Origin of the sequence: Azospirillum sp. Sh1 (assembly GCF_008365135.1) — a bacterium.
GTDB classification, from domain to species: domain Bacteria; phylum Pseudomonadota; class Alphaproteobacteria; order Azospirillales; family Azospirillaceae; genus Azospirillum; species Azospirillum oryzae.
The window spans coordinates 20,833-33,163 of the sequence record NZ_VTTK01000056.1; the positions used below are offsets into that span (position 1 = coordinate 20,833).

General features: G+C 65.8%; 5 protein-coding genes and 1 pseudogene. 3 read left to right on the plus strand and 3 right to left on the minus strand.

Annotation, left to right across the window (positions count from 1 at the left end; translation table 11 throughout):
• Window positions 1-15 precede the first annotated feature (15 nt).
• Window positions 16-3,657 carry a BREX-2 system adenine-specific DNA-methyltransferase PglX gene (pglX, locus tag FZ029_RS30845; RefSeq protein WP_149273810.1) on the minus strand — a complete coding sequence of 1,214 codons (3,642 nt, stop codon included), beginning with the start codon at window positions 3,655-3,657 and terminating at the stop codon, window positions 16-18.
• 142 nt (window positions 3,658-3,799) lie between these two features.
• On the minus strand, window positions 3,800-7,987 hold the full coding sequence (gene pglW, locus FZ029_RS30850; RefSeq protein ID WP_149273812.1) for a BREX system serine/threonine kinase PglW: 4,188 nt from the start codon (window positions 7,985-7,987) through the stop codon (window positions 3,800-3,802).
• 322 nt (window positions 7,988-8,309) lie between these two features.
• Here pglW and FZ029_RS30855 point away from each other — a divergent pair, with 322 nt between their 5' ends.
• Window positions 8,310-10,148 carry a DUF262 domain-containing protein gene (locus tag FZ029_RS30855; RefSeq protein ID WP_149273814.1) on the plus strand — a complete coding sequence of 613 codons (1,839 nt, stop codon included), beginning with the start codon at window positions 8,310-8,312 and terminating at the stop codon, window positions 10,146-10,148.
• Between the two features lie 62 nt (window positions 10,149-10,210).
• A complete protein-coding gene (locus tag FZ029_RS30860) occupies window positions 10,211-10,438 on the plus strand; it encodes a hypothetical protein (RefSeq protein WP_211104263.1) in 228 nt (75 codons plus the stop codon).
• Between the two features lie 83 nt (window positions 10,439-10,521).
• Here FZ029_RS30860 and FZ029_RS30865 read toward each other — a convergent pair whose 3' ends face one another.
• On the minus strand, window positions 10,522-10,923 hold the full coding sequence (locus FZ029_RS30865) for a hypothetical protein (RefSeq protein ID WP_149273816.1): 402 nt from the start codon (window positions 10,921-10,923) through the stop codon (window positions 10,522-10,524).
• A 90-nt stretch (window positions 10,924-11,013) separates the two neighbouring features.
• On the opposite strand from FZ029_RS30865, the pseudogene FZ029_RS30870 reads away from it, so the two are divergent.
• Window positions 11,014-12,025: pseudogene (locus FZ029_RS30870) on the plus strand (IS630 family transposase).
• Window positions 12,026-12,331: the final 306 nt, after the last annotated feature.

Genomic DNA, 12,331 nt, shown 5'->3' on the forward strand with positions numbered 1-12,331 from the left:
CGCTTCCTTAGCTGGTCACGACGCCTTTCTCCGGCCACGGCGGGCGATGGCGCGCGCCGGCGGGGTCCACGACCGCAGATCGTCGATGGTCAGGCCCAGCGCGCGCGCCTCGTCCGCCACGAAGTCCCGGTAGTAGCTGCCCAGCCCGACGCCGAAGTCAGGGTTGTAATCGTTGTGCCATTGCAACAACCAGGGCACAAGCTCCTGTACGCCAGCCAGCAGCGGAATCAACCGCTCCGCGTTCCAGCCCTCGTTCTCCTTCATGGCGAGATAGTGGGCGGCCAGCGCGGTCGCCTGCTGGAGGTGGTCGTAGCCGGCCCAGGCGACCATCAGGCTGCCGTCGGCGTCGCGTTCGGCGAAGGGGTAGCTGACGAAGCGCTCCTTCGGCACGTCCAGCCCGCCGCGCAGCCGCCAATAATCGGTCTTCTGGAAGTCCGGCGTGCGGTATTTCGGCGGGACCGGGATGTCGCCCACCTCGCGCGCCTTCATCTCCTTCGCCTGTTCCGGGGTCAGCCGGTTCGGATCGCCCTCCGGTAATCCGGTGCGGGCGTCGATGGCGTCCTCGCGGCGCTGAAGCTCCCAGGTCTCCTCCCAGGTCCGGCGCTTGCGCAGGCCGTCCTCGCTGTAGCGCAGGACCGGCAGGAAGGGTACGGATTCCGCCGCCACCAGTTCCGCCACCAGCGGCAACACCTGGAAGTCGGGGCGGCCGGTGTACAGCTCCGCCATCGCCATGAAGTCGGCATCGCGCCGCGCCATGTCGGCCAGCCGCGACACCGGCAGCAGCGAGGGATCCCCCGACCAATAGCGGCCATCCTCCAGCCGGTCGAGCAGCCAGTCCTTCAGCGCCGCCTGTTCCCGCTTGGTCCAGCCGGCGTCGAAGCCCTGGTCGTCCCACTGCCAGCGCCGCTTGTATTCCGGCCGCTCGACCAGACCGATCCAGCGGTTCTCCTCGATCAGCGCGATGCGCCGTTCGACCAGCGCCCGGTAATCGGCCGGCCAATGGGCGGGGATGTCGGTGACGGGGGTGGAGCCGTGGCGGTCGAACCACGTCGTCTCCAGCTCGCCGTCGGCCATCTTGCGGGCCATGACGATTTCGAAGGCGCGCTCGCCCAGATCGACCTCCGGCGGAGCCGGATGCTCGGCATCCTCCTCCAGCAGGCCGTAGAGGCGGTAGCAGCGGAAATCCAGCTCCTCCTGCAAGGCGATCATGCGGCGGCGGATCGACCGCGCGCGCGCCTTCGCCGCGTCCAGATCGGCGCGGGTCGGCAGGGCACGGGCGATCACCGCCTTCGGCAGCGCGTCGGTCAGCTCACGGGCAAGCCCGTCCAGCGCGGTGGCGAGGTCGGTGGGGTAGGGTTCGGCGAGGGGGAAGGACTGGAGGCCGGTTCCAGCAAACTCAATAAATCGCTCCCAAGCCTCTGCCTTTACTCCTTCGTTAACACCCTGACTTCCCTTACTATGAAAAACCTGTTTCATCCAGAAACAAGCTGTAGAGCTGTTAAGAATTCCTGATATTGATTTGAGCGTATTCTCACAAAAATCCTTCGGAAATTTAATAACCGGAGCAGAGCGGTTAAATGATTTTCCTCCGGTATCAACTGTAAAGTGATTGTGTGTGGCAACAAATGCGAAGGTAATCGATAAAGGAACTTCATACCGCTCAGAAATCCATCGGTACCAACCCCACCATGGATGTCCAAGATCTGATTTCGTCTTTCCGCCGAAAGATACAGTTCCCTTCAAAAGAGTTCGGAAATGCCAAAGATGTTGTCCCCATGGAGAGCTTTCTTGAATTTTCAAAAGCTTGAATAAGCAATCATATGGCGAAATGGCATGGAGATCATTGCTGACCTGCCAATCGCGAATCGAATCTCCAGGGACAAAAATTCGGATTATTTCTTCGGATATTCTCTTTCTGAGGAGTGTTGTTTTATCAAAAATGAAAGGATCATCTAAGCCTGGGAAGCTGGCGAAGCCTATATCTGTTGCTTTGTCTTTAAGAAAGATGCTCTGTTCTTCGATAATTGATTTGAGTTCAACTGCTCCGCCGCCTCCCATGCTCCAAGGGTGACGGGCTAGCTCAATGCAAGGCATGTCGACAACGCTAACGAACGCATCTTGACTGCCCAGCTTATCAATTTGACTCACAATGGAAGACCATACCAATCCCTGGCTAGGATCATCTGGCGTTCCTGGCTCCCCCTTGATCCCCAAAGCTGCCCGAACAGTGCCTCCCACTGCGTGGCGATTACGCCCGAACAGGATGACCGTCGGCGTGCCGTGTCCGGGAATGTAGGCACCATCCGTATTGATGATATGCGTCAGGTCGCGATCCGGCAGGAACACTTCGATCAGCTTTTTGCCAAACTCGCGCTTCATGAAGGAATTTGCCGTAATCAGGCCAACATAGCCCGCGGCAGCACCCTCACGGCCGGCAATCGCCAAATCCCAAAACCGCTGCGTGAAAGGAACCCCAAGCGAGTATTTCATATGGCAAGTGGAATACCGCTCCCGGTAAGCCTGATTCAGCGCCTTGTCCTTCACCGTAATATACGGCGGATTCCCCACAACCGCGTGATACTGCCGCCCCAGGATCAGATCCAGCGCCTCACGATCCTCCTCGTGGTAGACGTGGGCCAGACCGTCCTCCGGAATCAGCGACATCTGCCAGCCGCGCACCTCCATGAAGCGCTTGCCGTGCAGCAGGCTGTCGCCGACCGCCACCGACACCCGGAAATCGGGGGCGCCGCGCAGGCTGGCGATGCCGCAGGCGGTCAGCGCCGCGATCAGCAGGCGGAAGCGGGCGATGGCGGCGGCGAAGGGGTTGATGTCCACGCCGCAGACGGCGTCCAGCGCCTTCTGCGCGCTGTCGCGCGGGTTGCGGGTCGGCTCGTGCAGGGACCACAGGCCGAACAGCCGGCGGAAGGCGCCCAGCAGGAAGTGGCCGGAGCCGCAGGTGGGGTCGATCAGCCGCACCTCGCGGAAGCCGAACTCGCGCACCGCCGGGTCCAGCGTGCGGTCGAGGATGAATTCCTCGACGAATTCCGGCGTCTGCAACAGGGCGAAGCGCTTGCGCGCCGCCTCCGACAGATCCTGGTACAGGTCGCCCAGGAAGCGGGTGCCCAGCGTGTCGTCGGTGAAGTCATGGACCAGCACGCCGCTGTCGGGGTCGCGGCGCTGCCAGAATTCGCGCAGCAGGATGGCGCCGTCGCCCGACACCGGCAGCCGCCACAGCGGGTTGTGGCGCCGGTCGAACAGGGCGCCCAGCCCCGGCAGTTCCGCCGTCTCGGCGAAGCAGGCCAGCAGGAAATCACGCTCCTCCCCGGTCGGGTTGGCCCGGAACCACGCCTCGTGCCGGTCGCGCGCCATCTCCAGCCGCTCCCCCGGTCCCGACAGCCAGGGCCGGTCCACCAGCCTATTGTCCTCGACGAAGCGCAGGAAGACGCAGCCCAGAACCCAATGCACCGCCGCCTGCGTCACCTCCTCGTCCAACCAGGCGGTGTAGGCCTGGGCGGTGCGCTTGGCATCCCGCGCCGCTTGCCAGTCGGCCCGCAGCTCCGCATCCAGCGCGGTGCCGGTCACCCGCTCCCGGATGTCGGTTTCCAGGGCGCGCAGCAGGCGCTTCAGGTCTTTCAGCAGGGCGGTGGCGTCGATCATGGGATTGCCGGTCGCTGTCTTCGAAAGTGGTATGGGACTTGGGCCGCCGGAATAGCACAGGGACGGGTGCGGGCGCTATGAACACGCGCCGCCGTCCTGTGCGTCCGCTACCCTGAGGTGCGGCATCGGAGGGGTGCCGGGGTCACGCCGCCGGGCGGCTGCCGGCGCGGTGGGCGTTGGTGATCCAGGCGACCGACAGGCGGGCCCACTGGCTGCCGTCGATGACCGGAACCGCCTTGCCGCCGATGGTCGGCAGGCCGCCGTCGGGCAGCGGCAGCAGCAGCCACAGCCCCGGCGGGCCGCCCGCCGTGCCGGAGGCGTCACGCAGGATCTGCAGGCGGTCCATCAGGCCGTAGCGGGCGAACAGGCCGCAATCGGTCAGCAGCACCAGCTCCCCGGCGGTCAGCAGGGCCTGTTCGATCTTCGGCATGGCGAAGCCGATCAGCCGTTGCAGGTTGCTCCAGTCGCGGCTCTGCGGATCGGCGGCATCGGCGCGCAGCACCAGCGACCAGTCCACCTTGCGCCCGTCGGCCTCCGCCCGCATGCCGTCCAGCATCAGGCGGTCGAGGCTGAGGCGTTTCAGCGAGAAACGCTCCACCAGCGCCCGTTCCGCATCCCGGTAGTGGCGGGGATCGACGGTCAGCGCCAGGAAGCCGCCGGTGCGCCGGGCATAAGCGAACTTCTCCTCCAACTGGCGGGCGGCGAGGACGTCCGGCGTCTCGTCCACCGCCGGCCCCTCGGTCATCAGCCGGTGGATGGAGCTGTAGCCCGACGAATGGCCAGGGCTGGCCGTGTCGGCGTAATAGCCGGGCTCGTTGTCGCCGGCGTCCGGACCGATGCCATGCTCGCGCCATATCCGGCCGATACCCGCCTGTTCCAGCAGGCCGTCCAGCGCCGGGCGGGCGGGCAGCGGGGCGGCGTCCGGATAGCGGCCGCGCACACGCTCGCGCAGCTGCTCCTCGGTCAGCATGCGGGGGCCGAGCAAGGAGCCGGCGGCCAGCCGCAGCGTGCGGTCCGGCACCATGCCGCGCGGGTAGATCTCCCCCTTGCTCGACAGGGCGGCCTGGGCCGACGCCGCGACCGCCAGCGCGCGGAGGCGGGCCAGGGTGGGGCGGGGGGCCGCATCCTCCCGGTCCAGCACCGGCCAGCCCAGCGCCTCCAGCTCCTCATGCACCCGCTGCGGCGGGGCGAGCGGGTCGAGGGCGGCGAGCCGGTCGGCGGCCTGCCCGAGCGTCCGGGCGTGCTGCGCCAGCTCCGCCGCCTCCGCGACCATCGGCATCGAATCGGCACCGTAAAGCAGGAAATGCGGCTCCTCCAGCGCGCTCTCGGTTTCGATGGCGGCACGGAGGACGGCACCGGCCAGTTGCAGGCGCTCCGCCTCGTCGAGCTTGGCGGAGCCGCGCATGGCGAGTACCTGCGGCGTCAGCTCCGCCACAGTCATCACGCCGCCATGCAGCGTCAGCAGGGCGCGCAGATCGGTGCGGAGAGTGCCCAGCGCCTTCTGCCGCTGCCAGCGCTCGCGGCCCTTGGCGAGGGCCGTGGCGACGGCGGTGCGGGCGATGCCGCAACGGCTCGCCACCTCGCCGACCGACGGCCAATCCTGCGGTGTCCCGGCCGTCTCCAGCCCGAGGAAGACGACGAGCACCTGATCCTCCGTCGTCTCCTCGCCCAGCGGACGGCGGGGGATCAGCATCTCGGCCAGCCGGTCGATGCTGGGGCGGTCGGTGTCGGCGGCGCCAAGGTCGGTGGGGGCGGGGGTGCCGGGAACGAGGTCCTGGCGAAGCTGGGCCAGCCGCTTCGCCTTCAGGCGGATTTCCTTGCGGATGCGGTCGCCGACGCCGCTCGCCAGCCGGATGTTGCGGCGGGGCACCTCCAGCAGGTCGCGCACGCTGTGGACGCCCATGCGGTCGAGCACGTCCTGCGCCTCGACGCTGTAGCCGAGGTCGGCGATGGGGGTGGCGGCGGTGACGCGGCGGGCGATGGCATCGAAGCCGTCGGGGTCGTCCTGGGCGGTCACCGCCTCGTCGAACACCCGGCGCCAGGCCCGCAGCATGTCCTCCGCATTGTCGAAGCGTTCGCGCGGGGTGCGGCGCAGCGCCTTGTCGAAGAAGGCGGACAGCCCCTCGCGCAGATGCGGATCGATGCGGTCGGACGCGATGGTCGCCTCGTCGTCGATCATCGCCGCGTCGCTCTGCCCGTCGCCCCAGCTGGGCAGCAGGCCGGTCATCATCTCGTGCAGGGTGACGGCGGCGGCGAACCGCTCGGCGCTGAGGTCCCAGCGCGGCGGGCGTCGCAGGACCAGGAAGGGGTCGAGATAGGGGCGCGTCCCCGCCTGGATATTGTCCGGGGAGGTGCGGGCGAGCGAGAAGTCGAACAGCACCAGCCGCCGGCGCTCCTTCCCCTCGGTGATGCCGATGTTGTCCGGCTTGATGTCGCGGTGGGCGACGCCCTTCTGCTCCAGATGGTCGACGGCGCTCAGCAGCTCCTCGCCGAAGCGGCGCTTGAGGTCCAGCGACAGGCCGCCGGGCGTGCGCAGCAGCTGGGCCAGGGTCTGGGGGCCGGCGCTTTCCATCAGGATCGCTGTCCGTCCGGCGACGGTCAGCGTACGGCGGGCCGAGACGATGTTGGTGTGGTGCAGCTTTCCGAGCGCCGCAGCCTCCGCCTCCAGCCGGTCGTTGTGGGCGGGGTCGAGCGCCACCTTCAGCACCAGTTCCCCCTCGTCGCCATCCGGCTGGACCAGCAGGGCGTCGGCCGACGCGCCGCGGCCCAGCCGGCGGACGACGGTGAAGCCGCCCTCCAGCCGGTCGCCGGGCTTGGCAGAGGAGGGGTCGACGGTGGTTTCCGGCGTGCCGCGCTGCAGGTCGCGCTCCACCTCCGCCAGCCGTTCGAGGAACTCGTCCATCGAGGCGATCCGCATTGGCACCTCCGGATGGGTACCGATGCGGATCAGGTCGACAAGGCTTTGCATCGCCCCGTCCACCACGTCGGACACCAGCAGGCCGGAGCCGGAGCGCAGCCGGGCCGCCAGTTCGAGCGGGGAGGGGGCGGGCGGCTGGCCGGTGAACAGGTGGTAGGCGATGGCGGCCAGCGAGAACACGTCGTGGTGCGGGCCGGACTGCGGCCCGCCGCTGAGCGCTTCCGGCGCAATGTAGACCTTTGCCGGATCCTCGACATAGCTGTCCAGGTGGCTGGTGCCGGTGGTGGCGTGGGTGGTTCCGGCGGCCGATGCTTCCCGCGCCGCCGTCTGCCAGTTCATGATCTGCAGCCGGGGCAGCGGCTGGTCGACGTCCCGGACAAGGATGCTGTGGGGCGACAGGGCGCGGTGGAACAGCCGCTTGCCATGGGCGTATTTCAGGGTTTCCGCCAACTGGCGGACGATGTGCAGCCGAAGCTCCGCCCCCATCAGATCGAGATGGTCGCGCATCAGCAGGTCGAGCCGGATCGCCCGCGGATCGTGATCGAAGATCAGCGCCGGGCCGCGTTCGGTGTCCCTGTAGTCGCGAACCCGCAGCAGGCCCGGATGGTCGATGCCCTCCAGGACCTGGAACTCCCTGACCGCCATCCGGCCGAGCGCGCGGCGCGCCTTCTCGTCGGACGCGGAGCTGTAGGGATAGAGGCGGATGCGCCGCGCCACGTCCAGGGTGACGTGGCGGCCCTCCCAATCCTGCCAGCCGTCGCCCTCGGCCAGGATGCGCTTCAACTCGTAGTCGCCGATGCGGCGGTCGCGCAAGGACGGGCGAATCCCGGCCTCGGCGATCGCCCGGCGCACCATGTTGGCCTGTTCGGCCGTTATCGGCGGGTGCGGCCTCGCGGTCTGCAAGCCGTTGTTCAGGGCGTTGATGATGCCGTCGCCCGACCTGGAGGGCCGCCGGCCGAAGGTGGAGAAGGCGGTGGACGGATCGACCTGCCAGTCCAGCCCGTCGGCGGACAGGAAGATCACCGCGAAGACATAGGGCAGGCCGAACTTCAGCCGCCTGACCACGTTCTGCCGCTGCAGCAGGCCCTTCATGCGCTTGGCCTTGCGGTTCGCCAGGATCAGCGGATTGTCGTCCGTGCGGCGGCGTCCGTCGGTGGTCCAGGTCCAGCTATGGGCATCGCCGTCCAGCCGGCCCGGGCGGCTCTTGATTTCAACCAGGAACAGGCCGTGCGGCGACAGGACGAGCGCGTCGACCTCGTTGACCTTGCCCTCGTCGTCGATGAACTCGACGTTGGACCAGGCGTACCAGGGGTCACGGTCGGGCAGGTGTCCGCGCAGAAATTCCAGCGCCTCCCGCTCCCAGGGGAACGGGGACTCCGTGATCGTCAGCCAGCGCTGTGGACCCATCGCCATGAGGTACCTCTTCCTGCAAGCGGCGGCAGGATGCGACAGGCGAGGGCGCAGGTCCAGAGCCGGGTTGTGTTTCCTGGCTGCTATCGATCAGAAGGTGCTTGCGCGTCTGGAGGTGGAGCCTGTTCATCGTCAGCGCGACGCAAGCCGTGATGACTCAATTCGCGGTTTGTGGGTGTGCAACGAAGGCGATTATATTCAACGCCGCCGCCGGCGGGCACTTGGCTACAGATTGACAGGGCAAGCCGAGCCGTAGGCTGCATATCCCGGGGAGTAGTCCGTCGGGGAAGTCTGGAACTCAACGCCATTCATTGCCTGGGTTGTCATGTCCTACGCATCCACGACCATCGCCGACGTCCTCGACCAGATCAACCGGACCTATTTCCTGCCGGCCATCCAACGGCCATACGTCTGGGAGGCCTCGCAGGTGGTGGCGCTGTTCGACAGCCTGCTCAAAGGCTATCCGATCAGTTCGTTTCTGTTCTGGGAACTACAGCCGGAGAACCGCGGCAACTGGGACATCTACCAATTCGTCGAGAACTTCCGCTATGGCCAAGTGCATAACGAACCGGCGGAGACCGATGGACGCGACGTTGTGCTGGTTCTCGACGGGCAGCAGCGCCTGACCTCCCTGCTGATCGGTCTGCGTGGCAGCTACACGGTGAAGCTGAAGCATAAGCGCTGGGACAATCCCCTGGCTTGGTCCAAGCAGCGCCTTTATCTGAACCTCCTCAAGGATCCTGGACAGGACGAAACGGGGGAAGAGGACGAGGTCGGCGTTACCTATGGCCTTCGGTTCTTCGAAGAACCGCCGGGTAATGACCGCGGGCACCTGTGGTTCAAGGTCGGGCGCATTCTGGATTGTCGCGACGATGACCGGTTCGATCAGGTGAAGGAGGAGGTCGTGGACAGCCTCCCCGATACCGTCACTCGTGGCGAGGTGCGGATCGTCGAGCGCAACCTGGACCGCCTGTACCGTACGGTCTGGAAGGACGACGTCGTCGCCTATTATACGGAAAAGAGCCAGAGTTATGACCGCGTGCTCGACATCTTCATCCGGGCAAACGACGGCGGCACCAAGCTCAGCAAGTCCGACTTGCTGCTTTCGATGATCACGTCCAAATGGGATGGAGTGAACGCCCGCGAGGAGATCTTCAACTTCGTCGATCGACTCAACGATGAACTTGACCGCAAGAACGACCTCAACAAAGACTTCGTAATGCGGGCCTGCCTCGTTTTGTCTGACCTGGACCATGTTTACAAGGTCAACAATTTCACTACGGCGAACCTCGCGGTCATCCAGCGCAACTGGCCGGAGATTAAGCGGTCGCTGGAGGCGACGCTGCGGCTGGTCAATCGCTTCGGCATCGACCGCGACACTCTGACCAGCGCTAACGCCGTCCTGCCGATCGCCTATTACCTGTTCAAGCTGGGTGACGGCGTGATGCTCGATGGGACGACGCCCTTCGAGGTTCAGAACCGCTTGCGTATCCGTCGATGGCTCCTTGGAGCGCTGCTGAACAGCGTGTTCGGCGGAAGTTCGGACCAGACCATCGGCACGTCCCGCGCCCTGCTGCGGGAGGCCATGGAGACCGAGCGTGACTTCCCCTTCCATGCCCTGACCGACGGGCTGCGCAAGCGCCGCGGACGCGTCGTCGCCTTCGACGAGGAGGCGAACGTCGCGGCGTTGCTGGAAACGACCTACGGTCAGCGCACCTGCTTCCTGGCGCTTTCCACCCTCTATGAGGAGCAGAACTGGTCGTCGTCGCTTTACCACATCGACCACATCATTCCGCGGACGCTTTGCACGCGCCGCAGCCTCCAGGGACGAGGCATCTCTGAAAGCCGCATTGACGAGATTTTGGCCTGCGTCGATCGGATCGGAAATCTGCAACTCCTGTTGGGGCGGGAGAATTCAGAGAAAGCCGGCATGTCGTTCGGCGACTGGATACGCACCCGCGACGGCGGCTTTCTGGAGATGCATCTCATTCCGCCCGAACCCCACCTTTGGGTACCGGAGGCTCTTCCGGAGTTTGTCGCGGCCCGCGAGGATCTGATCCGCAAGCGCCTGCGGCTCTACAGTATCTTCGGCGATTCGGGGCCTGTACCCGTATGGGCATCCCAAGGAGACAGTCCGTTCCCTATTCAGCCGGCCGCGGGGTAGAGGCACCCGCAGCCGGTACACTGCGCTCCAAAGGAACGAGGGCGACCGAAAGGTCGACTTTGTTGCTGCCCGTGGCGCGTGACGGTACCGCCTTCATGCCGGAACTCGGCAATTCCCGCGGTTACACCATCGGCCCTAAAGGAGAGGAGCGGAAAGTCGCCGATTATCAGAAAGCCCTGCAGGAGTTGCGCGCCATGCCCAAAGCGTGCTGGCGCCGCCCCAATGATGCCGGCAATTGGGGGATTGTGACCGCCGTCCGTTGGGAGATGCGGCCCATAACCGCAGCATAATCGGCTGAGCTGAACTGAACATCGGGGTCAGCTCAACCGTCGTGTTGCCCACTTATCGGCCATGCCCCGCTCATTTGGCTGCGTTAAACGGCCACCGGCGGTAGTGTCAATTCTCGGTGGTTGCGCGCCCCCGCAACCAACTTTACCGAATACGACGTCTTCCGAAGGCCGGACGCTCCAGCGCCGGCCTTCGGTGTGTTTGCATCCAGCCCGAGGCACAGCAACGCCACGACGTCGCCCTCCATCTCGAGCTCGAAGCTCCGGGCGTCGATGCCGCTGAAGCGCACCGCCACACGGTCGATGAACGGGCGCAACCGGTCACGCGCCTCGATCCGATGATCCGGATCGGCCAGCGTGGTGGCCAGATCGTGGATCCACTCCCGGTACAGGTCCGCCAAGTTGGCCGGCAGCATCACCGGCGGCGGGGGAGGGGCGGAGAGGGTCTCCTCCAGCGTCTTGGCCTTGTCTTCCAACTCGACAATCATACCGAGTCCTGCGGAGTACGACCCATGCAGCGATTCCCGCGGGGTAGAGCCGTGTGATTCACCGGAGGGACCACAGCGACGAGGTCCGTCATGGCCGCTCCGGTTCCGCTGCGCAGCGATTGCGATGCCGCCGCCCTGCAACGGCTTGCCCGTTCCTCTCACGGTCCCGGCCAAGTCCGCCGGCTGCTCGCCTTGGCGGCGATCCACGAGGGAGAGCCGCGCTCTGCCGCGGCGCAGATCGGCGGGGTCAGCTTGCAGACCGTGCGCGACTGGGTGCTGCGGTTCAGTGAGGCGGGGCCGCCGGGTCTGCTGACCGGCAAGGCTCCCAGCCCGCAGCCACGCTTGACCGAGCATCACCGGACGGCTCTGCGCCAAGTTGTGGAGGATGGACCGATCCCGGCGGTGCATGGGGTGGTGCGCTGGCGGATCATCGACCTGCTGCAATGGCTCTGGGACGAATTCCGCGTCTCGGTGTCGAAGCAGACGCTGAGCCGGGAACTGTGCGCCCTGGGCTTTCGCAAGCTGTCGGCCCGCCCTCGCCACCACGCCAAGGGTCCCGACGCCGCCGAGGCGTTCAAAAAAACTTCCCCACCCAGCTGGCGCAGATCGCGGCGCATGAGGCTGCCGGCAAACCTATAGAGATCTGGTGGCAAGACGAGGCCTGGATCGGCCAGAAGAACAAGATCACCCGTCGCTGGGCACGCCGCGGCAGCCGGCCGGCGGCGCCGCACGACCAGCGCACGCGCTCGGCCTATCTGTTCGGCGCGATCTGCCCGGCCCAAGGCAAGGGTGCGGCTCCGGTGCTGCTGCGCTGCACGAGCGAGGCGATGGCGCTGCACCTGGAGGAGATCTCGCGCGCCGTGGCGCCCGGCGCGCATGCCGTCGTGCTGCTCGATCAGGCCGGCTGGCACAACCTCGGCCAAGCTACCGATTCCCGCCAACATTACCCTGCTGCCGTTGCCGCCGAAGTCACTCGAGCTGAGTCCTGTGGAGAACATCTGGCAGTACATGCGCGACAACTGGCTCGCCAACCGAGTCTTCGCCTCCTAACCAGGACATTCTCGATCACTGCTGCTTTGCCTGGAACACCCTCTTCGGGTAGCCCTGGGCCATCATGTCCATCGGACTGCGCGACTGGGCTCATCGATCATGATCCACGAGTATTGGTATTAGCGCGTGCGGTCGCCAACGGGAAACCATGCCTACCTGAGGCTTCGGTAACCGCATTGCGGATGGCTCGGAGCCAATGAGGGGCGCGGCGATTGGTCCCAGAAAGCGAGTGCGGTATGATCCAAATGCGCTTTATGGTAGGCGGTTCTAATCACGATGAATGAACCGCTCCGGGTTTCCTGGAGGCCCCATCATCTGAGAGAGTGGGGTCATCATGACGAAACCTGCATCACCCAAA